Origin of the sequence: Nocardioides terrigena, assembly GCF_003047265.1 — a bacterium.
GTDB lineage: Bacteria > Actinomycetota > Actinomycetes > Propionibacteriales > Nocardioidaceae > Nocardioides > Nocardioides terrigena.
The window spans coordinates 78,601-104,151 of sequence record NZ_PZYY01000009.1 but is presented as its reverse complement, the minus strand read 5'-3'; the positions used below and the strand labels follow the sequence as shown (position 1 = coordinate 104,151).

The window sequence follows — 25,551 nt, the reverse complement described above, 5'->3', positions numbered from 1 at the left end:
GCCACTGTCCCACGATTGGCTATCGAGGAGAAGGCCAATTGTCGGCACACTGGTCCTCATGAGCAGCACCACCACGCCCCGGCTCCGGCCCGCCCTCGTCGACCTCGGTCCCGTCGCCCAGCTCCGCGCCGGGCGTCTCGGCCGTCGCCTCCCGCAGCTGTTCCTCGGCCTCGCGCTGTACGGCGCGTCGCTGGCCATGATGGTGCGCGGGGCGCTCGGCCTGGCGCCGTGGGACGTGCTGCACTCCGGCTTCATCCTGCACGTGCCGATGACGATCGGGCAGGCCGTCGTGTTGTTCAGCTTCCTGGTGCTGCTGCTGTGGATCCCGCTGCGTGAGAAGCCCGGCATCGGCACCGTCGCCAACGCGCTGATGGTCGGGGTCGCCGCCGACGCGACCCTCGCGGTGCTCGCGGAGCCCGACTCCCTCGGGCTGCGGGTGGCGCTGATGCTCGGCGGCATCGTCCTCAACGGACTGGCCACCGCGCTCTACATCGGCTCGCAGTTCGGCCGGGGCCCGCGCGACGGGCTGATGACCGGCCTCGCCCGGCGCACCGGGTGGTCGCTGCGCCTGGTGCGCACCGGCCTCGAGGTGACCGTGGTGGTCATCGGCCTGCTGCTCGGGGGAGCGCTCGGCGTGGGCACCGTGCTCTACGCGCTCGCCATCGGCCCGCTGGCCCAGCACATGCTGCCATGGTGCACGGTCGACGTGTCAGCGCCGCGTGGCGATCAGGGCTGACGCGTCTGGCGCGATCATCACCTCGACCGCGGTGAAGCGCTCGTCGGTGAGCCACTCCTCGCGCAGGGTGTCGACCCGCCCGTAGGTGATGGGCGGCCACATCTCGCAGGGGGTGAAGTCGTCGAGCACGACGATGCCGCCCGGCTCGAGGAGGTCGACCACGGCGTCCACGCGCACCGCCTCGGGCTCGCCGCTGTCGAGGAAGATGAGCGAGTAGGGGCCGCGCTCGTGCAGCAGCGACCAGTCGGCCTCGAGCACCTCGACGTGGTCGTCCTCGCGGAAGATCTCGGCCGCGGCGGTCGCCAGTCGCGGGTCGCGCTCGGCGGTGAGGATGTGGGCGCCGTTGCGCACGCCGCTCCGCAGCCAGGCGGTGCCGACGCCGCAACCGGTGCCGAACTCGGCGAGGGTGCCGCCCCGGGTGGCGGCCAGGGTCGCCAGCAGCCGGCCGGTCTCGTTGCGGCAGAAGGAGACGTAGCCCGCCTTGCGGGACACGTCGAAGGCACGGGACACGATCTCGGGAAGGTCGGGTGGGGCACTCATGAGGCCGCCGAGTCTGTCACGGCGACGCTGTCGTCTCGCATCGTGAGCGGTTCGCCATTTCCCGGTGCGCTCCCGCGGGGCGCGGCGTACGGTCGGTCTCACCATGCGGAGCCAGCTCGTACTCATCGACTGCCGCGGCGGGGCCTGACCGAGGCCACCTCGCCGCGGTGTTCGGCGTTGCAGTGGCCTCGGAACAGAAGTTCCAGGCCCTGACGCCCCGCGGCGGACTCGCTCCCAGCTCATCTCGCGCGATCCGCAGTCCGCTGGTCATCGCCCTCGTGTGATCCACGAGTCGTCGTCGCCCCCGCCCGGGGCGTCGGGCCGCACCACCCGACCCTGACGACTTCACGCGACCGACACGGAGACCGCCATGTACGACATGTACCCCGACTGGGGCCCCGCCAGCCACAACCCGGACAACCCGCGCAGCCTGGAGGCCACCACGGCCGCCGTCCAGGCCTCGCTTGACCTGCGAGACAACGGCGGGCGCCTGCCCGACGACAACTAGATTCGCGGGCATGAGCACCGACACCACCAGCACCCCGTCCGGCACCGTCACCCTCGCCGTCATCCCCGGCGACGGCATCGGCCAGGAGGTCGTGCCCGAGGCCCTCAAGGTCCTCGAGGCCGTCGACGTGCCGGTGAAGTTCGAGCAGACCCACTACTCCCTGGGCGCGGAGAACTACCTCGCCACCGGCGAGGTGCTGCCGGACACCGTCCTCGCGGAGATCCGCGAGCACGACGCGATCCTGCTCGGTGCCGTCGGTGGCAGGCCCAACGACCCGAACCTGCCGCCCGGCATCCTCGAGCGCGGCCTGCTGCTCCGGCTCCGCTTCGAGCTCGACCACTACGTCAACCTGCGGCCGTCACGGCTCTTCCCGGGCACCCCCAGCCCGCTGGCGGACCCGGGCGAGGTCGACTTCGTGGTGGTCCGCGAGGGCACCGAGGGCCCCTACACGGGCAACGGCGGCGTGCTGCGGGTCGGCACCCCGGCCGAGGTCGCCACCGAGGTCAGCGTCAACACGGCGTACGGCGTGGAGCGGGTCGTCCGCGACGCCTTCGCCCGCGCCCAGCGGCGCCCGCGGCAGCACCTCACGCTGGTCCACAAGACCAACGTGCTCGTGCACGCCGGCTCGGTGTGGTGGCGGATCTTCGACCAGGTCGCCACCGAGTTCCCCGACGTGACCACCGACTACATGCACGTCGACGCCGCGATGATCCACATGACGGTCAACCCGAGCCGCTTCGACGTGATCGTCACCGACAACCTCTTCGGCGACATCATCACCGACCTGGCCGCCGCCATCACCGGTGGCATCGGCCTGGCCGCCTCCGGCAACGTCAACCCCGACCGGACGGCGCCGTCGATGTTCGAGCCCGTGCACGGCTCCGCGCCCGACATCGCGGGCCAGCAGAAGGCCGACCCCACCGCCGCGATCCTCTCGACCTCGCTGCTGCTCGACCACCTCGGCCACCCCGAGGCCGCAGCGGCCGTCGAGGCGGCCGTGCTCGCCGACCTGGCCGAGCGCACGCCCGGCACCACCCGTCGTACCAGCGAGGTCGGCGACGCCGTCGCTGCCCGTCTCTGACCGATCCGGATAGCCTGACGCCATGGACATCAGCACGACCCCCACCGACCGGCCCGTCGACGACGGGCGGCTCGTCGAGATCCTCGCCAACCCCGGCTTCGGGACGCACTTCACCGACCACATGTTCACGGTCGAGTGGACGCCCGAGAAGGGCTGGTACGACGCCCGCATCACGCCCTACGGCCCCCTCACGCTGGACCCCGCGACCGCGGTGCTCCACTACGCGCAGGAGACCTTCGAGGGGATGAAGGCCTACCGCCACCCCGACGGCACGGTGTGGACGTTCCGCCCCGAGGAGAACGCCAAGCGGATGGTGCGCTCCAGCCGACGGCTGGCGTTCCCCGAGCTCGACCCCGACGACTTCGTCGCGGCCGTCGACGCGCTGGTGACCGTCGACCAGCGGTGGGTGCCCGACAACGCCGACGGCGGGGAGAAGAGCCTCTACCTGCGGCCGTTCATGTTCGCCTCGGAGGTCTTCCTCGGCGTGCGGCCCGCGCAGCACGTCACCTTCATGGTCATCGCCTCGCCCGCCGGCGCCTACTTCAAGGGCGGCGTCAAGCCGGTCACGTTGTGGCTGACCGAGGACTACACGCGCGCCGGCCGCGGCGGCATGGGTGCCGCCAAGACGGGCGGCAACTACGCCAGCTCGCTGGTCGCCCAGCAGCAGGCGACCGCCCACGGTTGCGACCAGGTCGTGTTCCTCGACGCCCAGGAGGGCCGCTACGTCGAGGAGCTCGGCGGGATGAACCTCTACTTCGTGCACGCCGACGGACGCATCGTGACGCCGGAGACCGGCACCATCCTCGAGGGGATCACCCGGGCCTCGATCATCGAGCTGGCCGGCAAGCTCGGCCACCAGGTCGAGGAGCGCCGGTTCTCCATCGATGAGTGGCGCGAGGGCGTGGCCAGCGGCGACATCGTCGAGATCTTCGCCTGCGGCACCGCCGCCGTGGTGACGCCCGTCGGCTCGCTCAAGTGGGACGGTGGCGAGGCACCCGCCCCGGCGTCGACCGACCTGACGATGCGCATCCGGACCGCGCTGGTCGACATCCAGCTGGGTCGCGCCGACGACACGTTCGGATGGATGCACCAGGTCTGCTGACGATCCGGTCCGAGGGCCGTGCCGGGGGGCACGAGGGAGCTGCACGTGGACGAGGTGGCGACGGGGACCACCGCTGGACCGGCCACGCTCGCACGCCTGTTCCGCGATCGCGCGGTCTCCTCGCCCGGCGACCTCGCCTTCCGCCACCGGGTGGGTGGCCCGGGGCGTGAGGCCTGGGAGGACGTGTCGTGGGAGCACGCCCGCGCCCTCGTCGAGCCCCTCGCGGCCGGGCTGACCGGGCTGGGGGTGGAGCCGGGCGACCGGGTCGTGGTCCTCTCCCGGACCCGCGTCGACTGGGTCCTCGCGCACCTCGCCGTCCTGTGCGCCGCGGCCACGACGGTCGCGGTCCACCCGGGCGGCACGCCCGAGGAGGTCGCCCGCCACATCGACGGGGCCGGCGCCGTCGTGGTGGTGGCCGAGGACGTCGACCAGGCGGACACGCTGCGCCGGGTGCGGGGCGACATCCGGACCGTCCGCAAGGTCGTGCTCCTCGACGGCTCCTACCCCGACCGCCGGGTGATGACGTTCGAGGCGCTGCTCGCGCACGGCGAGGACGCTCTCGACCGGGATCCGGGCACGATCGCGCGGCGCGTCGACGCGCTGCGTCCCGATGTCCTGGCCACCGTGCTCCACGCGCCCGGCGCGGGCCCGACGGCCGCGGGCGAGCGGCGTACGCATGCGGCGTGGGTCCTCGAGGGCAGGGCCGCGGAAGGCGGCGACGAGGGCCTGCGGCACCTCTTCACCCCGCTCCACGAGCACGAGGGCCATGCGCTGCTCGCCGCCCAGCTGGTCCACGGCTTCGGCGTGCGCGTGGACCGGAGCGGCGAGCCGGGGGAGTGACGCCCGGCACCCCGGGGCGCCGGATCCTCGGCCGACGGGGCTCGCGCGGGTAATCTCCCTGCGTGACCACGTCCCGCCCCGAGCAGGCGCCCCCCGGTCTGCGGGTGGGCGGCTACGAGCTGTTGACCCGACTCGGTGAGGGCGGCATGGGCGTCGTCCACCTCGCGCGTCGCCCCGGCGGGGAGCGGGTGGCGCTCAAGGTGCTGCGCCCGCACATCGTCGGCGACGACGAGGCCCGCCACCGCCTCGCGCGCGAGGTCAACAGCCTCAGCCGCATCAAGAGCCGTCGGGTCGCCGAGATCGTCGACGCCGACCCGTGGGGCGACATCCCCTTCGTGGCGACCCGCTACGTCCCCGGGCTCTCGCTGCACGACCACGTCCACGAGGAGGGCCCGCTCGCCGGCGCCGACCTCGTCTGGGCGGCGAGCTGCCTGGCCGAGGCGCTGGCCGCCGTGCACGAGGTCGGGGTGCTGCACCGCGACATCAAGCCCTCCAACGTGCTGATGGAGGGGCGCACGCCGATCCTCATCGACTTCGGCCTCGCCCGCGTCGCCGACGACCCCAAGCTCACCCACACCGGCTGGCTGCTGGGCACGCCCGGTTACCTCGCACCCGAGATCCTGTACGGCGACGACGCCACCGCGGCGTCCGACGTGCATTCGTGGGCCGCGACCGTCGCCTTCGCCGGCACCGGCCGCCCGCCCTTCGGCCGCGGCCCCTCGGTGGCCGTCATGGACCGCGTCCGCCGGGGCGAGCACGACCTGGCCGACCTCGACCCGGTGCTGCGACCGGCGATCGAGGAGGCCCTCGACCCCGACCCGTCCCGGCGGCCGTCACTGCCCGAGCTGCGCCAGTGGCTCGACCGGCTGCTGCCGTCCCGGGCGGTGCGCGAGCCGGACCCGTTCACGATGCCCATGGCGGTCGCCACGCTGGCGTCGACGCAGGACACCACGGAGGTCGTCGGCCGGGGCTCCGAGCCGCTCCCCGCGGACCGCTGGCGGAGCGGCTCGGACCGTCCGGCCGCGAGCGTGACCACCCCTCCGACCTCGCCCGTGCACGCTCCCGAGCCTCCGGCGCAGGACCGCGCTCCCTGGACCGAGCCCCGTCCGCGGGAGACCCGCGTGCTGCCCGAGGACGGGGCCACCGAGGCGATCCGCGAGCCCGGCACCGAGGCACCCCCGTGGGCGCCGCCGCCGCGCGCCGGCGGCCTCGAGCGCTTCCGTCGCGGCACCCTCGTCCTCGCGGGAGCAGCCGTGGTCGGCGCCGGCGTCGCGGTCGCGCCCTACGTCACCGCCCTGGTCGCCGTCGTCGTCACCTGGCTGCTGCGCAGCGGCTCGCTCGCGGGCAGCGCCGCCGGCGCCCGTCGCCAGCTCCGCGGCACCAAGTGGTACGACGCCCCGCAGCTGCTGCTCGCCACCCCGTGGCACGCACTGGCCGCCGTCCCCGGGGTGCTGCTGCTCGTGACGTGGAGCCTGGGGCTCGCGATGGCGGCGGCGCTCCTGTGCTTCGCCGCCGGCCTCTCGCTGACGCCCAGCCTCGGCGTCATCGGTCTCGCCCTGGCCCTCGCCATGTGGTGGGGACCGGGCAGCTCCCGCCTGCGCCGACCGGTCCAGCGACTCAGCCACCCCGTGGCCTCCCGGGGCGTGCCGTGGTTCCTCGCCATGCTGGTGCTGGTGGCCGCGGCCGCCGGCCTCGCCTCCGCGGCGTCGAGCAACGGCACCCAGTGGGCGCCGGCCGCCGACCGGCCGCTCGCCGACGTACGCCTGCCCGGCTGGCTGTGACCACGTCCGCCGCGCGGGGCCTGCCCGGTCGCGCGGGTGACCGGATGACGAGATCACTGTCCACGCCCGGGGACGCATGGCACAGTGGAGCCGTGAGCAGCACCACGATCATCATTGCCTAGCGCGACGGGACCCCCGCCGCGCCGACCTCCTGCACCCGGGAGGTTTTTTTGTACCCCCACACCGACGCTCCAGCCCGAGAGAAGAGATCGATGGACCTGCAGGGTTCCTTCCACGTCTACGACACGACGCTGCGCGACGGCGCGCAGCAGGAGGGCCTCAACCTCTCCGTCGCCGACAAGCTGACGATCGCGCGCCAGCTCGACGGACTGGGCGTGGGCTACATCGAGGGCGGCTGGCCGGGTGCCAACCCCAAGGACACCGAGTTCTTCCGCCGCGCCGCCCAGGAGCTCGACCTGCGGCACGCGCGGCTCGCGGCCTTCGGCGCCACCCGGCGGGCCGGCGTCGCCGCCGCCGACGACCCGCTGATCGCCGCGCTCCGCGACAGCGGCGCCTCGGTCGTCACGCTGGTCGCCAAGTCGCACGAGCGCCACGTCGAGCTCGCGCTGCGCACCACGCTGGAGGAGAACCTCGCGATGGTGCGCGACACCATCACCCACCTCCGCGACTCCGGGCAGACGGTGTTCCTCGACGCCGAGCACTTCTTCGACGGCTACCGCTCCAACCGCGCCTACGCGCTCGAGGTGCTGCGCACCGCTGCCGAGGCGGGGGCCGAGGTGGTCGCCCTGTGCGACACCAACGGCGGCATGCTCCCCGACTGGGTGAGCGACGTCGTGCACGACGTCATCGAGACCACCGGCGCGCGCGTCGGCATCCACTGCCACAACGACACCGGCTGCGCGGTCGCCAACACCCTCGCGGCGGTCGACGCGGGTGCCACGCACGTGCAGGGCACGATCAACGGGTACGGCGAGCGCACCGGCAACGCCGACCTCGTCTCGGTCGTGGCCAACCTCGAGCTCAAGCTGGACCGGCAGGTGCTGCCGGCCGGGCTGCTCAGCGAGGCCACCCGGATCGCGCACGCGGTCGCCGAGGTCACGAACGTTCCGCCGGCCTCGCGCCAGCCCTACGTCGGCACCTCGGCCTTCGCCCACAAGGCCGGCCTGCACGCGTCGGCGATCAAGGTCGACCCCAACCTCTACCAGCACATGGACCCCATCGGCGTCGGCAACGACATGAGGCTGCTCGTCTCCGACATGGCCGGCCGTGCCTCCATCGAGCTCAAGGGGCGCGAGCTGGGCTTCGACCTCTCCGGCGACCGCGAGCTGGTCACCCGCGTGACCGACCGGGTCAAGGAGCTCGAGCAGCGGGGCTACACCTTCGAGGCCGCCGACGCGTCCTTCGAGCTCCTGCTCGTGGAGGAGGTGGAGGGCCGGCGCCCGTCGTACTTCGACATCGAGTCCTGGCGCGTCATCACCGAGACCTCCCCGGCCGCGGAGGCGGTCTCCGAGGCGACGGTCAAGCTCCGCGCCGAGGGCGTGCGCTACGTCGTCACGGGGGAGGGCAACGGGCCGGTCAACGCGCTCGACGCGGCGCTGCGCACCGCCATCGGGCAGGCGTTCCCCGAGGTCGCGAAGTTCGAGCTGATCGACTACAAGGTCCGCATCCTCGACCAGGGCCACGGCACCGACGCCATCACCCGGGTGCTCATCGAGACGACCGACGGCGAGTCCTCGTGGGTCACCGTCGGGGTCGGCCACAACGTCATCGAGGCGTCCTGGGGCGCGCTGGTCGACGGGCTCACCTTCGGGCTGCGCCGGCACCAGCGCTAAGTTCGCGCGGTGACCGCGCCCGCGCCGTACGACGACCTCCCGCGCCAGACCTCGACGGTCGAGCGCGCCGTGACCGCGCTGCTCATGGTCGGCCTCGCCGTGCTGGTGCCGATCGCGTCGTTCTTCGGGATCTTCTTCGGAGTCGGCTACGACGGCTGCGTCGGCGACAACCCGTGCGACACCGGCCGGCTCGCCCTCGGCTCCGCGGTGGGCGCAGTCTCACCGCCGGTCGTCTTCCTGGCCACGCTGGTGTGGGTCATGGTCCGGATCGCTCGCCGACGCTCCGCCTGGTGGGTGCCCCTGGTCGGGCTGGCCGTCGGTACCGCGATCTGGGTGCTCGGCGCAATCCTCGCGTCCTCCGCCCTGGGCTAGGGCTGCGTCAGCCCACGACCCGGCGCACCAGGTCGTCCCAGGCCGCCTCCAGCCGCTCGACGGGGATCCGCTCCCGCTCGACCTGCTGCTCCAGCACGACCAGCTCGAGGGGAGCGAGGATGGCGGTCGCCAGCAGGGGCAGGTCGCCGTCGACGCCGAGCTCCCGGAGGAGGTAGCGCACGTGCATGTTGGCGAAGGACATCGCCGCGACCGACCGCTGGCCCGCCCGGCCGGCCGCCTCGATGAGCGAGGCGGACATGAGGTTGGCGTGCAGCCGTGAGTGCCCGAAGGCCAGCAGCCGCTCCATCGGTGGGGCCCCGGGTCCGAGGGGAGGCGGGCCGCTGATCACCGAGGCCTGCCACTGGGTCTCCGAGGTGTTGAGCACCGCGGCCATGAGCCCTTCCCGGCTCTCGAACCGCCGGAACAGCGTGCCCTTGCCGACGCCGGCCTCGGAGGCGACCGTGTCCATCGTGACGCAGTCGACCCCCCGGGTCTCCACCAGCCGCAGCGCCGCGGCGAGGATGCTCTCGCGGTTGCGTGCGGCGTCGGCCCGCTCGGGAGGCGGGCCGTCCGCCATCGGGAGGCTGATCGGCACGGGCTCAGGCTAGTGGGGAGCGCCACAGGGGTCCCGTGAAATACTTGTGTTGTGGGGGAATGAAAGCGGACTGCGGTCCGTTTAGACCTGCATGACTGACACCCGCGTCCTCGTCCTCGTCGGCAGCCTCCGCGCCGACTCCGTCAACCGCCGCCTCGCCGAGGTGCTCCAGGCGTCCGCCCCGGAGGGCGTGTCCCTCGAGATCGCGGAGGGCCTCGGTGCCATCCCGTTCTACAACGAGGAGATCGACGGCGAGACCCCGCCGGCCGCCGCGGTCAACCTGCGCCAGCAGGTCGCCGCCGCCGACCGCGTCCTCGTCATCACCCCGGAGTACAACGGCACCATGCCGGCCGTGCTCAACAACGCGATCGACTGGCTTTCGCGCCCCTACGGCGCGGGTGCCATCGTCGGCAAGCCCTTCGCGGCCGTCGGCACCACACCCACGCCGTACGGCGGCAAGTGGTCGCACGAGCACGCCCGCCACTCCGCGACGATCGCCGGCGCCAAGGTCATCGAGACCGTCGTGCTCTCGCAGCCCGGCGTCGAGGTGGACGTCCTCAACGACGACGAGGTGCTGGCCAAGTTCCGCGCCGCCGTCGCCGACCTGGTGGCCTACCGCGACGACGCCGCGGCCTGACCTGACGGGGGAGTACGGTCGCCTGCGTGGCCGCACTCCACGACCTGACCGCCCTCGAGCAGGGTGACCTCGTCCGCCAGGGGGAGGTCACCCCGCTCGAGCTCGTCGAGCACTACCTCGCGCGCGCCGACCACGTCGGCGCGTTCGTCACGCGTACCCCCGAGAGGGCGCGCGAGCACGCCGTGCACCTGGGCCGCCGGCCTGCGGACGCCGGCCCGCTGTGGGGCGTGCCGACGGCCATCAAGGACCTGCACCCGACCGCGGGCGTGCGCACGACCTTCGGCTCGGCGACCTACGCCGAGCACGTGCCGGACGCGTCCGACAACGTGGTGCTCACGATCGAGGCGGCGGGCATGCCCAGCCTCGGCAAGACGAACACCCCGGAGTTCGGCTCGCCCTGCTACACCGAGCCCGACGTCGCGCCCCCCGCCGTGACGCCGTGGGACCCCAGCCGGACGGCCGGTGGGTCGAGCGGTGGGGCGGCGGCAGCCGTGGCGGCGGGGCTGGTGCCCATGGCCCCGGGGTCGGACGGCGGTGGCTCCATCCGCATCCCGGCCTCGTGCTGCGGGCTCGTCGGCCTCAAGCCCACCCGCGGCCGGATCAGTGCCGCCCCGGCGTACGGCGACCCGACCGGCCTGGCCACCGCCGGGCCCCTCGCCCGCTCCGTGCGCGACGCCGCCGCGCTGCTCGACGTGCTGGCAGGCCGGCGACCCGGTGATCCCTCCTGGGCCCCACCTCCTCCGGTCCGTTTTCTCGACGCCTGCGACCGCGACCCGGGGCGTCTCCGGGTCGCTCGCTTCATCACACCAGTCATCACCGACAGCGACGTCGACACGAGCAGCGTCGAGGCGTGGGAGGCGACGTCCGCCCTGCTCTCCGGGCTGGGCCACGAGGTCGAGGACGTGCCGGTCCCGCTTCCCCGTGAGGCGGTCGCCACCTTCGAGACCTGCTGGGCGGTGCTGACCGCCCTCGCCGAGCCTCCTGCCGGCACCGAGCACCTGCTCCGGCCCCTGACCCGCTGGCTGGCCGACCGGGGCCGCGCGGTGAGCGGTCCGGAGTTCGGCATCGCGATCGCCCGGATGCGCCAGTACGCCGCCGACGCCCTCGTCGCGCTGGCGCCGTACGACCTGGTGCTCACCCCGACCCTGGCGACTCCGCCGCCGCTCGTCGGCGCCCTGCGCGACGACGCGGACCCGGCCGCGGACTTCGAGGCACAGAAGCGGTTCACGCCGTGGACCAGTGCCTGGAACGTCACCGGCATGCCGGCCGTCTCCCTGCCGCTGCACCGGACCGGCGACGGGCTGCCCGTCGGGGTCATGCTGGCGGCCCGGCCGGCCGAGGAGCACGTGCTCCTCGCCGCCGCGGCCCAGCTCGAGGAGGTCCGCCCGTGGGCACACCTCCGACCGCCGGGCTGGTGACCGAGCGGTGGACAGCAGGACGGGGGCGTGGTCCGCTGGTCCGGTGAGCGAGCTGACGCCGTACCTCTGCGTCCGCGACGCGCGGGCCGCCATCGACTGGTACGCAGACGTGCTGGGCGCCGAGGTGACCTACCCGCCGATCGTCATGGACGACGGTCGCATCGGGCACGTCGAGCTGGCCGTCGACGGCGCGGGCTGGATGATGTCCGAGGAGTTCGAGTCCTCCGGGGTGGCGGCCCCCGATGCGGCTCGTGGCGCGGCGGTGACGCTGCACCTGACGGTCGCTGACGTCGACGCGGTGTGCGAGCGCGTGCGCGCGGCCGGTACGACGCTCGACCGGGGCCCCGAGGACTCGCCACCGGCGGGGAGGGTGGCCGTCTTCCGCGACCCGTCCGGGCACCGGTGGTTCCTCACCCAGCCGTTGTCCTGAGCGAGTGTGCGTGCCGGCACCGGGGCGTCGGACGCCGTCGTGCTTCGTCGCGCTTCAGTGCTGGTCGCCGACGCCTCGGGCGTGCAGCGCGTCGCCGGTCTCACGGGCGCGGGCCACCACCCTGATGACCAGGGGGACCAACCGGGCCCGGGGTGAGCGCTCGAGCCCGCGGGCCAGGGCCGCGTCCCGCGCCTCCCCGGCGAGGGTGAGGGTCGAGGGGATCGCGCGCAGCATGAGCGAGAATGCGAGCCCCACCTGCTCCGGGTCGACCCCCAGTGGCCGCAGCGGGCGCAGCCCGTGGACCACGGCATCCATGACCTCGTCGACCGGGGTGGTGACGGTGAGAGTGGTCGCGAGGAGGAGCAGCGCCACCAGGTCGCCCACGACCTCGACCGACCGGGGCCACCCGCTCTGCCACACCGTCCAGGCGCCGAGCAGGACGGCCATGACCAGCAGCCCCCGCATCGCCCGCAGCGTCACGTCGAGCCGCGCGCCGGACCACGCCAGCAGTCCCAGGGCCACCGCCACGAAGACGACGGCCGAGACCGGGCCGTGGACGACCACGACCACGATGCTCGCGACCATCAGGCCCAGCAGCTTGGTCCCGGCGCGGCGCCGGTGCAGGAACGTGTCGCCCGGGCGGTAGATCCCGAGCAGCTCGGCGCTCACGCCGTGGCCCGGTAGTGCGAGACCACGTCGTCGGCCGCGCCGTCCTGCTCGACCCGCCCGTGGCGCACCAGCAGCGCACGGTCGCACCGCGCCGCCAGGTCGAGGTCGTGCGTCACGAGCACGAGCTGCTGGGGCAACGACAGCAGCAGGTCGCCGATGCGGCGGCTGTTGCCCAGGTCGAGCAGCGTGGTCGGCTCGTCGGCCACCAGCACGGACGGCTCCGTCGCCAGCACGCCGGCCAGGGCAAGGAGCTGGCGCTCGCCACCCGAGAGCCCGTGGACGCTGCGGTCGCCGAAGCCGTCGAGGCCGAAGTCGGCCAGGACCTTGTCGGCGGCGGCCATGCGGTCGGCCTTGTCGGGGTGCGTACGCCGCAGCGAGAGCGCCACGTCCTCGCGCGCGGTCGGCATCACGAGCTGGGCGGCGGGGTCGGTGAACATGAAGCCGACCCGTCGACGCACCTCCCGGCCGGACCGCCTGACGTCGAGATCGTCGACCAGCACCCGCCCGGTGGACGGCGTCACCAGCCCGTTGACGAGGCGCGCGAGCGTCGACTTGCCGGAGCCATTGGGACCGACGAGCGCGATCCGTTGCTCGGTCAGGGACAGTGACGTCTCGTGGAGGACGAGCAGGTCACCGTCGTGGGTCGGGACCCGGACGGTGACCTGCTCGAGGGAGATCGCACTCACGTGGTGAGGGTGCCCTCCGGCTGCTCCTGCGTCGAGCCCTCGTCGTCGCGACGACCCAGGAGGTCGGGGAAGGCGCGGTGCACGGCGGTGGCCACGAAGGCCATCGCGACGTTCTTGAGGACGTCGCCGATCCAGAAGATCTTGTCCACGTTAAAAGCCTGCGCCCACGTCATGTCGGCCCGCAGGACCAGGCCCGCCATGCCGAGGGTGTGGATGAAGACCGCCGAGCTGAACAGCCCGGCCGCGAAGATCGTGGGCACGCTGGCCAACGACCGGCGGGGGAGCCGCTCGACGATGAAGCCGCACATCCCCGCCGCCAGCGGGAAGCCCAGCAGGTAGCCGGCCGTGGGGCCGGTCAGCACGGCGAGGCCGGCCGCGCCTCCCGAGAAGATCGGCAGTCCGGCGGCGCCGGCGACGACGTACAGCAGGACGGCCAGGAAACCGCGCCGCATGCCGAGGACGGCGCCGGAGAGCAGCACCGCGAAGGTCTGGAGGGTGATCGGCACCGGGCCGCCCACCTTGAGTGCGGGGAGGAGGGCGCAGACCGCGATGAGGGCGGCGAAGGCCGCGATCAGGGCGATGTCGGTGCCGGTGCGACGTGGGTGCATGGGGGATCCTTCGCGTACCTGAACGGTGGTCAGTTGAACGGCGTTCAGGTTAGGGTGGCGCGCGAACGACGTCAATGCGGTCTCACCGCCGGACCAAGGGGGGAACCCGTGCGCCACCACCGGGAGGACATCGTCGAGCGGGCCGTGCAGGTGCTCGACGACTACGGGCTCGCCTCGCTGACCATGCGCCGGCTCGGCTCCGAGCTCGGTCTGCAGGCCAGCGCCATCTACCACCACTTCCCCAGCAAGCAGGCCCTGCTCGCCGCGGTCGCCGACGAGGTGCTGGCCCGTGGGCGGCGCCCTCGGGCCGGTGGCGCATGGGACGACCAGCTCGTCGAGGCCTGCTACGAGCTGCGCGACGCGATGCTCGCCTACCGCGACGGCGCCGACCTGGTGCCCACGGTCTACGCCTTCGGGCTGGGTGCGCAGGCGCCGGCCGACGAGCTCGAGGAGATCCTCGCCACGGCCGGCTTCACCGATCCGCTGGTGGGCGTGGGCGCGCGGACGCTGCTGCACTTCGTCTTCGGCCACACCTTCGAGGAGCAGACCGCGCTCCAGGCCGAGAGCGCGGGCGCCATCGACGGGCCCCCGGCCGGCGACCGGGCGTCCGACTTCGACGTCGGGCTCGGGCTGGTGCTCGACGGCCTCGGCGCCCATGCCCCGGCGGGACGGCGCGTCAGGGGCTGACGTCGACCTCGGCGCCGTGCAGCTCCGCGAGCAGCACCGCGCCGGACAGGTCCAGCCGCGTCCGGCGCAGCCGGGCCGAGCCCAGGTCGACCCCGTCGAGGGACGCCCCTCGCAGGTCGGCCTGGGTCAGCGTGGCCTCCCTGAGAGTGGCGCGGTCCAGCCTCGCGTCCTTCAGCGAGGCGCCGGTGAGGTCGCTCATCGACAGGTCCGCCTCGCGGAGGTCCACCCCGGAGAGGTCCAGCCGGGCCAGGTTGGTGCCGCGGATGGTCACGCCCTGCCACTGCCCGCCGCGCACCGTCATGGGGCGCATGACGCACTCGGAGAAGACGGTGCCGACCAGCTTGCAGCCGTCCAGCGTGACGTCGAACAGCTTCGTGCGGCGCAGGTCGCACGCCACGAACGCGGTGGAGGTGTGGGTCGACGAGCTGAGCCGGCACCCGTGGAAGGTGCACCTCTCGAAGACGGCGCCCGAGGTGGTGCACTCGCTGAGGTCCACGTCGGTGAAGGTGCAGTCGGTGAAGCGGGCGGCGCCCAGGTCCTCGGCGTACCAGTCCTCGTCGCGGAACTCCCGTCCCGCCTCCACCCGCGGCTCAGACATCGACGGTGCCGCCGCTGCGCCAGTAGTGGCCGTCCTCGCGGCTGAGGAACCGGTCCTCCACGAGGTAGCGCCGCAGGGCCGCGAAGTCCGGGTGGGACCGCGCGAGGATCTCGTTGACCTCGGACTCGGGATAGGTCCGCCCGAGCTCGAAGGACTGGGCCAGGTGGTCGAGCACCACCAGCAGCTTGGCCCGCCTGGACGGGATCGTCCGCAGCCGTCCGTCGGCGTCGAGGAAGTTGGCCACCACCCGCTGCGCAGCGGGATCCAGAGGACTCGTCACCTGCCTCACGCTAGCCAACGTGGGTCGCCGGGCCCGCCGGTAGGGTCGGGGCGTGATCGCGTCCCATGCCCACCGCTTCATCTTCCTCAAGACTCGCAAGACGGCGGGCACGAGCGTCGAGATCGCGTTGTCCAAGGTCTGCGGCCCGGACGACGTGATCACGCTCATCAGCCCCGAGGACGAGGAGCTGCGCACGGCCGCCGGGGGACGCGGCCCGCAGAACTTCCAGTCGCCGCCGCTGCCGCGCAAGGCGTTCAACCACATGAGCGCCCGGCTGGCGCGCGACACCCTCGGCCCGGACGCGTGGCGCGACTACTACAAGTTCGCGATCGAGCGGAACCCCTGGGACGCGGTGGTCTCGCTCTACTACTGGAAGTACAAGGACCGCGAGGAGCTCCCCGACTTCGACACCTACGTCGCGGAGGAGTGGATCGAGCAGCTGGCCAACAACCGGCGGATGTACCGCATCCGCGGTCGCCTCGTCGCCGACCGGGTGCTGCGCTACGAGCACCTCGACACCGAGCTCGCCGAGGTCTGGGAGCACCTGGGCCTCCCCGGCGGCCCCGACCTGCCCCGCGCCAAGGGCAACGCCCGCCCCGCCGGTCACTACCGCGAGCTCTACTCCGACGCCTCCCGCGAGCGCGTCGGCCTGGTCTTCGCCGACGCCATCGACGCCTTCGGCTACGAGTTCTGAGCGAGGGGCCGGTGGTCGATCAGCGCGAGGTCGAGCGCAAGTACGACGTGGGCCCGGACGCCGTCGTCCCCGACCTGCCGGGAGCGGTCGAGCCGGTCGAGCACGACCTCGTCGCCACCTACTACGACACCCCCGACCTCCGGCTGCAGGCCGCGGGGATCACGCTGCGCCGGCGCACGGGTGGGGTCGACGAGGGCTGGCACCTCAAGCTGCCCGGCAAGGACGACGCCCGGGTCGAGGTGCACGCGCCGATCGGGAGTGAGACGGTCCCGCCCCCGCTGCTCGACCGGGTGCGGGCGCACCTGCGCGACGTCGAGGTGGTGCCCGTGGCCCGCCTGAGCACCCGCAGGTCGGTGCGCCGGGTCGTCGAGGACGGCGTGGTCGTGGCCGAGCTGTGCGACGACCGGGTCCGGGCCGAGGCCCTGCCCGTGGTTGCCGGCGAGGGTCTCACCACCGACGCATGGCGCGAGTGGGAGCTCGAGCTGGTCGAGGGCGGGAGGGGCGTCTTCGATGCCCTCGACCCGGTGCTGCGGTCCGCCGGAGCGAGCCCCGCCACCCGGGCCTCCAAGGTAGCGCGCATCCTGGCCGACCGGTTGCCGGACGACGGCTGGAGGCGGCACTCGGCGATCGGTGCGACCACGGTCGGGGAGGTCTGCCTCGGCTACCTGGCCGCGCAGCTGGACCGGTTGCTGGAGCAGGACCGGGAGCTCCGGTCCGGCCGTCTCGACGAGCCCGTCCACCAGATCCGGGTGGCGGCCCGGCGACTCCGGTCCGCCCTCGCGACCTTCCGCCCGCTGGTGACGAAGGACGCGGCAGGGACGGCCGACTCGCTGCGTGAAGAGCTGCGCTGGCTGGGCTCCTCGCTGGGTGATGCCCGCGACCTGACCGTGCTGCGGGGGCGCCTCGACGCGCTGCTCAGGGACGACGACCCCACGACGGTGGCGACCCGCCGCCATGTCGACGCGGTGCTCACGGACGAGCACCGGGTCGCGCTGGCCGACGCCGCCCGTGTGCTCGACGACGTCCGCTACCTCCGGCTGCTGGACGGCCTCGAGGAGTTCCTCACCGCAGCGCCGTTCAGGTCCCGCGCCGAGCGCCCGGCGCGCCGGGCGCTCACCTCGATGCTGCGCGCCGAGGTGAAGCGCTTCCGCCGCCGCGCACGCCGTGTCGAGCAGGCCGCCGACGAGCCGTCGCAGGACCGCGCCCTGCACGACGTCCGCAAGGCGGCCAAGCGCCTGCGGTACGCCGCCGAGGCGGCCACGCCCGTCCTCGGTGCCGGTGCCGAGGAGCTCGCCGCCCGGGCCGAGGCGGTGCAGGAGGTGCTCGGGGAGCACCAGGACACCGTCGTCTCCCGGGCCGCCCTGGACGACCTGGCTCACCACCGCGAGGCGACGGGTCCGGTGGGCCTGGGACTGGGCCGCCTGCAGCAGCTCGAGGCCGAGCGGGCCGCCGAGCTCCGCGCCGGGAGTGCCGACGTCATCGCCGAGGCGGCGAGCAGGCCCGGCTGGCTCAGGAAGTGACGCGGCCGAGCCGCTCGCACTCCTCGACGAGCCGTCGCCGCAGGGGAGCCCCCCGCTCGGCGAAGGCCCGCTGCTCCCGGACGTACACGGCCTTGCCCTCGGCCGTCTCGATGCGCACCGGGTCGAAGCCGAGGTCCGCGAGGTCGTACGGCGCGGCCCGCATGTCGAGCTCGCGGATGTCGCGGGCCAGCTCGAAGCAGTCGGCGACGATGTCCGAGCTGATCATCGGCGTGAGCCGGAAGGCGTGCTTGTAGAGGTCCATCCCGGCGTGCAGGCACCCCGGCTGCTCGTACGACGCCCGGTCGTCGCGCCCGGGCTGCATCGCGTTGAGCGGCCGCGCCGGCCCCGTGAAGAAGCGGAACGCGTCGAAGTGCGAGCACTGGATGCGGTGCGACTCGACGACGGCGTCGGTGCCCGTCGCCCCGAGCCGCAGCGGCCAGTCGTGGTGCCGCACCTCGTCGGCGGACTGGCCGTAGACCATCGCCCACTCGTGCAGCCCGAAGCACCCCGTGTGGGCCGGGCGCGACTCGGTCGCCCGCAGCAGGTTCGCCAGCCCGCGCAGCAACGGCGCCTGCGACGCGACGTACGCCTCGGTGACGGCGCCGGAGTCGTAGCCCCGCAGCCCGTCGTACTCGGGGGCGTCGGCGAGCCGCACGCCGTACCCCGGGTGCCAGCGCCGCAGCTGGGCGGGCCGCTGGGAGTAGTAGGTGAACAGGAAGTCGTGGACCGGGTGCTTCACCCCGCCGGCCCGGCGCGACAGGTGCGGAGCCACGTGGGCGTCGATCCGCGCGGCGTGCGCCTCGGCGCGGGGGAGCCACTCCTCCCGCGCCAGCACCTGCTCCTGCACCACGACCTGCACGCAGGACAGGGTAGGTCGGGCGGTGCCACACTGGGGAACCCACGTGAGGAGCAGCCATGACCGGCACGCCCGAACACCCGGCGCTGGACCGCGCACACGCCCTCGCGTTGGACTGGCTGGCCTCGCTGGACGAGCGCCGCGTCCCCCCGTCCGCCACGCCGGAGCAGGTGGCCGCGAGCCTGGGCGCCGACCTCCCGCAGGGCCCGACGGCGCCGGAGGACGTCGTCGACCTGCTGGCGCGGGCCTGCGAGCCCGGGCTCACCGCGATGCCGTCGGGACGGTTCTTCGGCTTCGTGATCGGCGGCACCCACCCCGCCGCGCTGGCCGCCGACTGGCTCGTCAGTGCGTGGGACCAGAACGCGGGCCTCCGCTCCCTGACCCCGGCCCACACCGCCGTGGAGGAGATCACCGAGGCCTGGCTGCTGGACCTGCTGGGACTGCCGGGGGAGAGCGCCGTCGGCTTCGTCACCGGCGGCACGATGGCCAACTTCACCTGCCTGGCGGCCGGTCGCGACGAGGTGCTGCGCCGCGCCGGCTGGGACGTGGCGAGCCGCGGGCTGGTCGGCTCTCCCGGGGTGCGGGTCGTCGTGGGCGCGGAGCGGCACGACACCGTCGACCTGGCGCTGCGCTACCTGGGCCTGGGGCTCCCCGAGCCGGTCGCGGTGGACGACCAGGGACGTCTCGACCCCGCGGCCCTGCGGTCCGCGCTGGAGGACCACGACGGCCGACCCCTGGTCGTCGTCCTGCAGGCCGGCAACGTGCACTCGGGAGCCTTCGACCCGTTCGCCGAGGCCATCGCCGTGGCCCACGAGCACGGTGCCTGGGTGCACGTGGACGGGGCCTTCGGGCTCTTCGCCGGGGCCTCGCGCGCGCACCGCCACCTCGTCGACGGGGTGGCGGCCGCCGACTCCTGGGCCACCGACGCGCACAAGACCCTCAACGTCCCCTACGACTGCGGGCTGGCCATCGTCCGCTCCCGCCCGGCCCTGCGCGCCGCCATGGGGATGCACGGTGACTACCTGATCCACGACGAGGCCGGCGAGCCGTTCGACAAGGTGCCGGAGATCAGCCGGCGCGGGCGCGCCTTCACCGTGTGGGCGGTGCTGCGCGCCCTCGGGCGGGACGGGGTGGCGGACCTCGTCGACGGCCTGTGCGACCGGGCCGCCGAGCTCGCCCGCGGCATCGGGGCCATCGAGGGCGCCGAGGTGCTCAACGACGTCGACTTCACGCAGGTCTGTGCCGCCTTCGGCGACGACGAGCGGACCCGCACGGTGGTGGCGGGCGTGCTGGCCGACGGCACCGCGTGGATGTCGGGATCGCGCTGGCACGACCGGGCCGTGCTCCGGGTGTCGGTCAGCAACTGGTCGACGAGCGGGACGGACGTGGAGCGCAGCCTCGCCGCGCTGCGGGCGGTGGCCGCCGGATAGGGTCGGGCCGTGCGTATCGCCAGATTCACCACCGGAGACGAGCCCATGTACGGCGTCGTGACGGGCGAGGTCGACGAGTTCGGCCAGCCGTCCGACGACACGGTCGTCGTGGCACTCGCCGGGGACCCCCTGTACGTCGGCGTCAAGCTGCTCGACCAGCAGTACCGGCTCGAGGACGTCCGCCTCCTCGCCCCCGTGCTGCCCCGCAGCAAGGTGGTCGGCATCGGCCGCAACTACGCCGCGCACGCGGCCGAGATGGGCAACGACCTGCCCGCCGAGCCGCTCATGTTCCTCAAGCCCAACACCAGCGTCGTCGGGCCGAACGACCCGATCTTCTACCCCCGCCAGACGCAGGACCTGCACTACGAGGGCGAGCTGGCCGTGGTGATCGGCCGCATCTGCCGCGACGTGCCGCCGGAGCAGGCGACCGACGTCATCCACGGCTACACGATCGCCAACGACGTCACCGCCCGCGACCTGCAGAAGTCCGACGTGCAGTTCACCCGCGCCAAGGGCTTCGACTCGTTCTGCCCGCTCGGCCCGTGGATCGAGACCGACCTGGACCCGCAGACCTTCGTCGACGGGGTCCGGATCCAGACCCACGTCAACGGCGACGTCCGCCAGGACGGCACCACGGCCGACCTGATCTTCGACATTCCGACGCTGATCGCGCACGTGTCCAGCGTCATGACGTTGCTCCCCGGCGACGTGATCCTCACCGGCACCCCCGAGGGCGTCGGTCCCATGGAGGTCGGTGACGAGGTCGAGGTCTCGATCGCCGGCATCGGCACCCTCACCAACAAGGTGGCACAGCGATGAGCACCCCCGTCCGCGTCCGCATGGCCCCGTCCCCGACCGGGAGCCCGCACGTCGGCCTCGCCCGCACGGCCCTCTACAACTGGGCGTTCGCCCGCCACCACGGCGGCACGTTCGTGTTCCGCATCGAGGACACCGACAAGGAGCGCAACACCACCGAGTCCTACGACTCGCTCATCGACCTGATGCAGTGGCTCGGCCTCGACTGGGACGAGGGCCCGCTCAAGGGCGGTGACTTCGGTCCCTACCGCCAGTCCGAGCGCAGCGACATCTACGCCGACGTGCTCGATCGCCTGCGCGCGTCGTCGTACACCTATGACTGCTTCTGCACCACCGACGAGGTCACCGCGCGCCGCAAGGCCTCGGGCTCCAAGGTCATGGGGTACGACGGCTTCTGCCGCGAGCTGACCGACGAGCAGGTCGACGCCTTCCGGGCCGAGGGTCGCGCGCCGGTCGTCCGCTTCCGGATGCCCGACGGCGAGATCACCTTCACCGACCTGGTGCGAGGCGACATCACCTTCCGGACCGAGTTCGTCCCCGACTTCGCGCTCGCGCGTGCCAACGGCGACCCGCTCTACACGCTGACCGCGCCGGTCGACGACGCCACGATGCGGATCACCCACGTCCTGCGCGGCGAGGACCTGCTCTCCAGCACGCCCCGCCAGGTCGCGCTCTTCGAGGCCTTCAAGGCGATCGGCCTCGCCGAGGAGACCCCGCAGTACGGCCACCTGCCCTACGTCATGGGCCAGGGCAACAAGAAGCTCTCCAAGCGCGACCCCGAGGCGCACATGGAGCTCTACCGCGAGCAGGGCTTCCTCCCCGAGGGCCTGCTCAACTACCTCGCGCTGCTCGGCTGGTCGATCGCCCCGGACCGCGACGTCTTCACCCTCGAGGAGATGGTGCAGGCGTTCGACATCAAGGACGTCAACCCCAACCCGGCGCGCTTCGACCTCAAGAAGGCCGAGGCCATCAACACCTCGCAGCTGCGCCTGCTGCCGCTCGACGAGATCACCGAGCGCTGCCTGCCCTTCCTGGAGAAGGCCGGCGTCCTCGACCCCGCCGACCTGCCCGACCGGCAGCTGCTCGACCAGGCCATGCCGCTGGTGGGGGAGCGCATCAACAAGCTCACCGAGGTCGTCGACATGCTCGGCTTCCTCTTCGTCGACGACGCCGACTTCACCCGCACCGACGAGCTCGACGACACCGGCCGCGAGGTCGTCGCCGCGTCGTACGACGCCCTCTCGGCCATCGAGCACTGGAGCACCGCCGAGATCGACGAGGCGCTCCGCCGGGCCCTGGTGGAGGAGCGCGGCCTCAAGCCGCGGCACGCCTTCGGCCCCGTGCGGATCGCCGTGACGGGACGCAAGGTCAGCCCGCCGCTCTTCGAGTCGCTCGAGCTGCTGGGCCGTGAGCGCTCGCTGGCCCGGCTGCGCGACGCCATGTCTGCCTGACGGACGTCCGTGCCCGACCAGCGCCCCGACGACCTGGGCTACCACCTCGTCCACCGGCTCGGTCGCCAGGGCGCCTGGCGCCCGATCCTGGGCGTCGTGCTGCTCACCCTCGGTGTCTTCGCCGTGGCGCCACTCCTGTGGCAGCTGCCGTACGTCGTGTGGTTGCTGGCGACCGACCAGCCGGTGGGGGAGGGCGTCAACCGCGTCCTCGACCTGGGTGATCCCACCCCGCTGGGCCTGGCCTACGTCAACCTCGTGCTGGCCACCGCCATCCCGATCACCTGGCTGCTGACCTGGTGGCTGCACGGCCTGCGCCCCGGGTGGCTGTCCTCGGTCGCCGCCCGCATCCGCTGGCGCTTCCTGCTGGCCTGCCTGGGCATCTCGGTGGTGGCGCTGGTCGCGACCGTGGTCGTGAGCATGTTCGTGCCCCAGCAGGGCGGCACCGAGATGGCCACGGAGCCCAACGACTTCACCCGCACCACCCGCGACTTCCTGCTCGTCGTCCTCCTGCTGACGCCGCTCCAGGCGGCCGGCGAGGAGTACGCGTTCCGCGGCTACCTGCAGCAGGCCTTCGGCGGCCTCTTCGGTAGCAGGGCGTTCGCGGTCGGGTTCTCCGCCCTGCTCTTCGCCCTCGCGCACGGGCTGGGCCAGAGCTGGCCGATCTTCGTCGACCGGCTGGCCTTCGGCCTGGTTGCTGGCACGCTCGTCATCCTCACCGGTGGCCTCGAGGCAGGCATCGCCATGCACGTGCTCAACAACTTCCTGGCCTTCGGCCTGGCGCTCGCGTTCACCGACATGGCCAGCACCCTGAGTCCGACGGGCGGGTCGTGGTGGAGCCTGCCGGGAACGCTCACCCAGTCGCTCGTCTACCTCGTCCTGGCCACCTGGACGGCCCGCCGGATGGGGCTGTCGGCGACCGTGCGGGGGCCCGTTTTGGAAGCCTCGCGCGGTCCCGTGTAAGGTTTCTTCTCGGTCCGGACGACGAGTCGGAAGGGCCGAAAACCAGTAAGTCAGTGGGATATGGTGTAATTGGCAACACGACTGGTTCTGGTCCAGTTATTCTAGGTTCGAGTCCTAGTATCCCAGCGGAATCCCGGTCTGAGGCCGGGATTTTGGTAGGGGTCGGAGCGGTGGTTATAGTTCCGATCGCTTCGTGAGAAGCAAAAAGTATGCCCCCGTTGTGTAGCGGCCTAGCACGGCGCCCTCTCACGGCGTTAGCGCCGGTTCGAATCCGGTCGGGGGTACAACACAGATGAAGGCCGGTCCCTCTGGGGCCGGCCTTCGTCGTTGCCGGGGCCGCGTCCCGGCACGCCCGCCGCGGTGTCCGATTCCCGCTGGTAACCCGATCGGTCCTCCGCCAGAATCGTCCTCGTGAACACCGCGACGCGCATGGCCCTCCTCGACCCGGAGTCCTGCTACCGCGCCGTGAAGAGTAGGGACCGTCGCTTCGACGGGGTGTTCTGCACGGCCGTGCGCACGACGGGCATCTACTGCCGCCCGAGCTGTCCGGCCCGCACCCCCGCCTACGCCAACGTGACCTTCCACCCGACGGCCGCCGCCGCCCAGGCGGCCGGCTTCCGCGCGTGCAAGCGCTGCCTGCCGGACGCCACCCCGGGCAGCCCCGACTGGGACGTCGCAGCCGACGTGGCGGGGCGGGCGATGCGTCTCATCAGCGACGGCCTCGTCGACCGGGAGGGCGTCGACGGGCTGGCCCGGCGGATCGGCTACACCCCTCGCCACCTCGGTCGCCTGCTGACGCAGGAGCTGGGGGCCCCGCCCCTCGCCCTGGCCCGGGCCCGGCGGGCGCAGACCGCCCGGGTGCTCATCGAGACGACGTCGATGCCGCTCTCGGACGTCGCCTTCGCGGCGGGGTTCTCCAGCATCCGCCAGTTCAACGAGACCGTCCGTGAGGTCTACGCCCTCACTCCTACCGCGCTGCGCGGACGTCGTACGCGTGCGACCACCCGTGGCGCCGTGGTGATGCGGCTGGCGGTCCGCACGCCGTTCGCCGGTCGCCGCCTCCTCGACTTCCTCGCCTACCACCTCGTCCCGGGAGTCGAGGTCGCCGGACCGGGCTGGTACGCCCGCACCCTCGACCTCCCGCACGGCCCCGGCACCGTCCAGCTCGAGCTCGCCGACTCGGTCGTGGCGGGCGAGACCGCCTTCGTCACCGCGGAGTTCTCGCTGCGCGACCTGCGCGACACCTCGGCGGCCGTCGAGCGCGTACGGCGCCTTCTCGACGCCGACTGCGACCCGGTGGCGGTCGACGACCACCTCGCCGACGACCCGGTGCTGGGCAGGCTGGTCTGCGCGACCCCGGGTCTGCGCGTCCCCGGCCAGGTCGACGGCGACGAGACGGCGGTGCGCACGGTCATCGGGCAGCAGGTCAGCGTCACGGGGGCCCGCACGGTCACCGGTCGGGTCGTCGCCGAGCACGGGCGTCGCGTCGAGTCGGAGATCCCGGGTCTGACCCACCTCTTCCCGGACGCGGCGACCCTCGCCCGGGTCGATCCGGAGACCCTTCCCATGCCCCGTGCGCGCGGCCGCGCGCTGGTCGGCCTGGCGGCGGCGCTGGCCTCCGGCGACGTCGCGCTGGACCGCGGTCCGGACCGCGACGACGTACGCCGTGCGCTCCTCGAGCTGCCCGGCATCGGGCCGTGGACCGCCGACTACGTCGCGATGCGGGCGCTGGGCCACCCCGACGTCTTCCTGCCGACCGACCTGGCCGTCCGCAACGTGCTGCGCGACCTGGTCCCCGAGCCTGCCGGCCCGGCGGACCCCGAGCAGTGGCGGCCGTGGCGCTCGTACGCCCTCATGCACCTGTGGAACACCCTCATGCCCGACACCCCGGCCACGCCGGCACCCAAGGAGACCTGACATGTGGACCGTGATGTCCTCGCCGATCGGCGACCTGCGCATCATCGAGCGCGACGGCGCGATCAGCGCGATCGAGTTCACCCCGTTCCGCCAGCCCCCCGACGGCCGCCCCCTCGGGGCCCGCGGTGACGACCACCCGCTGCTGGCCGAGGCGGTGCGCCAGCTGACGGCGTACTTCGCGCGCGACCTCAAGGAGTTCGACCTCCCGCTCGACCCGCTGGGCAGCGACTTCCAGCGCCGGGTCTGGGACCAACTGCTCACCATCGGCTACGGCGACACCGCGTCGTACGGTGAGATCGCGGGTCGGCTGGGGATGACCAACGCCGCCTCGCGTGCGGTCGGGCTGGCCAACGGGCGCAACCCGATCCCCATCGTGATCCCGTGCCACCGGGTCATCGGCGCCAACGGCACGCTCACCGGGTACGCCGGAGGGCTGGAGCGCAAGCAGACGCTGCTCTCGCTCGAGCAGGACGCGCTCTTCTGAGACACGCAGCGGCGGGTCTGCGACCGGGGAAGATCGTCCTGCTCAGGGCGGGAGGATGTTCC

The 25,551-nt window shown here is 73.0% G+C and carries 28 protein-coding genes and 2 tRNA genes; 22 read left to right on the top strand and 8 right to left on the bottom strand.

Annotated features, from left to right (window positions below; genetic code table 11):
* The first annotated feature begins 58 nt into the window (after positions 1–58).
* Positions 59–736: a membrane protein YczE gene (gene yczE / locus DAE25_RS18775; RefSeq protein WP_107767657.1), complete on the top strand. Its 678-nt coding sequence runs from the start codon at positions 59–61 to the stop codon at positions 734–736.
* On the opposite strand, the gene DAE25_RS18770 is transcribed toward yczE, so the two are convergent.
* Positions 710–1,276: an O-methyltransferase gene (locus DAE25_RS18770; protein WP_107767656.1), complete on the bottom strand. Its 567-nt coding sequence runs from the start codon at positions 1,274–1,276 to the stop codon at positions 710–712. The two genes, yczE and DAE25_RS18770, sit on opposite strands and share 27 nt — an antisense overlap.
* A gap of 370 nt (positions 1,277–1,646) precedes the next feature.
* Here DAE25_RS18770 and DAE25_RS23275 point away from each other — a divergent pair, with 370 nt between their 5' ends.
* The 7 genes from DAE25_RS23275 to DAE25_RS18740 all read left to right on the top strand — a co-directional run bounded on the left by DAE25_RS23275 (position 1,647) and on the right by DAE25_RS18740 (position 8,753).
* Complete coding sequence (locus tag DAE25_RS23275) at positions 1,647–1,784, top strand: hypothetical protein (RefSeq protein WP_157559506.1); 138 nt, start codon at positions 1,647–1,649, stop codon at positions 1,782–1,784.
* A gap of 10 nt (positions 1,785–1,794) precedes the next feature.
* The gene (locus DAE25_RS18765; protein WP_056885675.1) at positions 1,795–2,865 is read left to right on the top strand and encodes a 3-isopropylmalate dehydrogenase; all 1,071 of its coding nucleotides are present in this window, start codon (positions 1,795–1,797) and stop codon (positions 2,863–2,865) included.
* A gap of 22 nt (positions 2,866–2,887) precedes the next feature.
* Entirely contained in the window at positions 2,888–3,967 is a 1,080-nt protein-coding gene (locus DAE25_RS18760; RefSeq protein ID WP_107767655.1) for a branched-chain amino acid aminotransferase, read from the top strand.
* 45 nt (positions 3,968–4,012) lie between these two features.
* Positions 4,013–4,807 (top strand): AMP-binding protein, encoded by a 795-nt coding sequence (locus tag DAE25_RS18755; protein ID WP_159083839.1) that lies wholly within the window; start codon positions 4,013–4,015, stop codon positions 4,805–4,807.
* Between the two features lie 62 nt (positions 4,808–4,869).
* On the top strand, positions 4,870–6,588 hold the full coding sequence (locus tag DAE25_RS18750) for a serine/threonine-protein kinase (RefSeq protein ID WP_107767653.1): 1,719 nt from the start codon (positions 4,870–4,872) through the stop codon (positions 6,586–6,588).
* 212 nt (positions 6,589–6,800) lie between these two features.
* Positions 6,801–8,381 carry a citramalate synthase gene (gene cimA, locus DAE25_RS18745; RefSeq protein ID WP_107767652.1) on the top strand — a complete coding sequence of 527 codons (1,581 nt, stop codon included), beginning with the start codon at positions 6,801–6,803 and terminating at the stop codon, positions 8,379–8,381.
* A gap of 9 nt (positions 8,382–8,390) precedes the next feature.
* Complete coding sequence (locus DAE25_RS18740; protein ID WP_107767651.1) at positions 8,391–8,753, top strand: hypothetical protein; 363 nt, start codon at positions 8,391–8,393, stop codon at positions 8,751–8,753.
* 7 nt (positions 8,754–8,760) lie between these two features.
* Here DAE25_RS18740 and DAE25_RS18735 read toward each other — a convergent pair whose 3' ends face one another.
* Positions 8,761–9,348 (bottom strand): TetR/AcrR family transcriptional regulator, encoded by a 588-nt coding sequence (locus DAE25_RS18735; RefSeq protein WP_234411137.1) that lies wholly within the window; start codon positions 9,346–9,348, stop codon positions 8,761–8,763.
* Positions 9,349–9,439: 91 nt separating this feature from the next.
* Here DAE25_RS18735 and DAE25_RS18730 point away from each other — a divergent pair, with 91 nt between their 5' ends.
* From DAE25_RS18730 to DAE25_RS18720, 3 genes are read left to right on the top strand one after another with little or no spacing between them, the layout of a single operon-like run.
* Positions 9,440–9,985, top strand: coding sequence for an NAD(P)H-dependent oxidoreductase (locus tag DAE25_RS18730; protein WP_107767650.1), 546 nt, complete (start codon positions 9,440–9,442; stop codon positions 9,983–9,985).
* Between the two features lie 26 nt (positions 9,986–10,011).
* Entirely contained in the window at positions 10,012–11,403 is a 1,392-nt protein-coding gene (locus DAE25_RS18725) for an amidase (protein WP_107767649.1), read from the top strand.
* Positions 11,404–11,446: 43 nt separating this feature from the next.
* Positions 11,447–11,833 (top strand): VOC family protein, encoded by a 387-nt coding sequence (locus DAE25_RS18720; RefSeq protein ID WP_107767648.1) that lies wholly within the window; start codon positions 11,447–11,449, stop codon positions 11,831–11,833.
* 54 nt (positions 11,834–11,887) lie between these two features.
* Here the strand turns inward: DAE25_RS18720 and DAE25_RS18715 are convergent, their stop codons facing one another.
* The 3 genes from DAE25_RS18715 to DAE25_RS18705 are packed head-to-tail and all read right to left on the bottom strand — an operon-like array spanning position 11,888 to position 13,796.
* Positions 11,888–12,502 carry an energy-coupling factor transporter transmembrane component T family protein gene (locus tag DAE25_RS18715; protein ID WP_107767647.1) on the bottom strand — a complete coding sequence of 205 codons (615 nt, stop codon included), beginning with the start codon at positions 12,500–12,502 and terminating at the stop codon, positions 11,888–11,890.
* Positions 12,499–13,188: an energy-coupling factor ABC transporter ATP-binding protein gene (locus tag DAE25_RS18710; protein WP_107767646.1), complete on the bottom strand. Its 690-nt coding sequence runs from the start codon at positions 13,186–13,188 to the stop codon at positions 12,499–12,501. The genes DAE25_RS18715 and DAE25_RS18710 overlap by 4 nt, the downstream gene beginning before the upstream one ends.
* Entirely contained in the window at positions 13,185–13,796 is a 612-nt protein-coding gene (locus tag DAE25_RS18705; protein WP_107767645.1) for a biotin transporter BioY, read from the bottom strand. The genes DAE25_RS18710 and DAE25_RS18705 overlap by 4 nt, the downstream gene beginning before the upstream one ends.
* Before the next feature lie 108 nt (positions 13,797–13,904).
* Here DAE25_RS18705 and DAE25_RS18700 point away from each other — a divergent pair, with 108 nt between their 5' ends.
* A complete protein-coding gene (locus tag DAE25_RS18700) occupies positions 13,905–14,483 on the top strand; it encodes a TetR/AcrR family transcriptional regulator C-terminal domain-containing protein (protein ID WP_107767644.1) in 579 nt (192 codons plus the stop codon).
* Here the strand turns inward: DAE25_RS18700 and DAE25_RS18695 are convergent.
* On the bottom strand, positions 14,473–15,081 hold the full coding sequence (locus tag DAE25_RS18695; RefSeq protein WP_107767643.1) for a pentapeptide repeat-containing protein: 609 nt from the start codon (positions 15,079–15,081) through the stop codon (positions 14,473–14,475). The two genes, DAE25_RS18700 and DAE25_RS18695, sit on opposite strands and share 11 nt — an antisense overlap.
* Positions 15,074–15,361 carry a DUF2087 domain-containing protein gene (locus DAE25_RS18690; RefSeq protein WP_234411136.1) on the bottom strand — a complete coding sequence of 96 codons (288 nt, stop codon included), beginning with the start codon at positions 15,359–15,361 and terminating at the stop codon, positions 15,074–15,076. The genes DAE25_RS18695 and DAE25_RS18690 overlap by 8 nt, the downstream gene beginning before the upstream one ends.
* Before the next feature lie 52 nt (positions 15,362–15,413).
* On the opposite strand from DAE25_RS18690, the gene DAE25_RS18685 reads away from it, so the two are divergent.
* Together DAE25_RS18685 and DAE25_RS18680 are read left to right on the top strand one after the other, a co-directional pair.
* Positions 15,414–16,055 carry a sulfotransferase family protein gene (locus DAE25_RS18685; RefSeq protein WP_159083838.1) on the top strand — a complete coding sequence of 214 codons (642 nt, stop codon included), beginning with the start codon at positions 15,414–15,416 and terminating at the stop codon, positions 16,053–16,055.
* Positions 16,056–16,066: 11 nt separating this feature from the next.
* Positions 16,067–17,575 carry a CYTH and CHAD domain-containing protein gene (locus DAE25_RS18680; RefSeq protein ID WP_159083837.1) on the top strand — a complete coding sequence of 503 codons (1,509 nt, stop codon included), beginning with the start codon at positions 16,067–16,069 and terminating at the stop codon, positions 17,573–17,575.
* On the opposite strand, the gene DAE25_RS18675 is transcribed toward DAE25_RS18680, so the two are convergent.
* Positions 17,565–18,434, bottom strand: a complete 870-nt coding sequence (locus DAE25_RS18675) for a 3-methyladenine DNA glycosylase (RefSeq protein ID WP_234411135.1) — start codon at positions 18,432–18,434, stop codon at positions 17,565–17,567. The two genes, DAE25_RS18680 and DAE25_RS18675, sit on opposite strands and share 11 nt — an antisense overlap.
* Positions 18,435–18,490: 56 nt before the next feature.
* On the opposite strand from DAE25_RS18675, the gene DAE25_RS18670 reads away from it, so the two are divergent.
* The 8 genes from DAE25_RS18670 (at position 18,491) to DAE25_RS18635 (ending at position 25,489) form a co-directional block, all read left to right on the top strand.
* On the top strand, positions 18,491–19,861 hold the full coding sequence (locus tag DAE25_RS18670) for a pyridoxal phosphate-dependent decarboxylase family protein (protein WP_107767640.1): 1,371 nt from the start codon (positions 18,491–18,493) through the stop codon (positions 19,859–19,861).
* Positions 19,862–19,870: 9 nt separating this feature from the next.
* Positions 19,871–20,680: a fumarylacetoacetate hydrolase family protein gene (locus DAE25_RS18665; RefSeq protein ID WP_107767639.1), complete on the top strand. Its 810-nt coding sequence runs from the start codon at positions 19,871–19,873 to the stop codon at positions 20,678–20,680.
* Positions 20,677–22,128 (top strand): glutamate--tRNA ligase, encoded by a 1,452-nt coding sequence (gltX, locus tag DAE25_RS18660; RefSeq protein ID WP_107767638.1) that lies wholly within the window; start codon positions 20,677–20,679, stop codon positions 22,126–22,128. Before DAE25_RS18665 ends, gltX begins: the two co-directional genes overlap by 4 nt.
* Positions 22,129–22,137: 9 nt before the next feature.
* Positions 22,138–23,088 carry a CPBP family intramembrane glutamic endopeptidase gene (locus DAE25_RS18655; RefSeq protein ID WP_107767637.1) on the top strand — a complete coding sequence of 317 codons (951 nt, stop codon included), beginning with the start codon at positions 22,138–22,140 and terminating at the stop codon, positions 23,086–23,088.
* 54 nt (positions 23,089–23,142) lie between these two features.
* Positions 23,143–23,214: transfer RNA gene (locus tag DAE25_RS18650), tRNA-Gln, on the top strand.
* Positions 23,215–23,299: 85 nt separating this feature from the next.
* Positions 23,300–23,372, top strand: a tRNA-Glu gene (locus DAE25_RS18645).
* Between the two features lie 127 nt (positions 23,373–23,499).
* On the top strand, positions 23,500–25,005 hold the full coding sequence (locus DAE25_RS18640) for an AlkA N-terminal domain-containing protein (RefSeq protein WP_325050378.1): 1,506 nt from the start codon (positions 23,500–23,502) through the stop codon (positions 25,003–25,005).
* A 1-nt stretch (position 25,006) separates the two neighbouring features.
* A complete protein-coding gene (locus DAE25_RS18635) occupies positions 25,007–25,489 on the top strand; it encodes a methylated-DNA--[protein]-cysteine S-methyltransferase (protein WP_107767636.1) in 483 nt (160 codons plus the stop codon).
* The last annotated feature ends 62 nt before the right edge of the window (positions 25,490–25,551 follow it).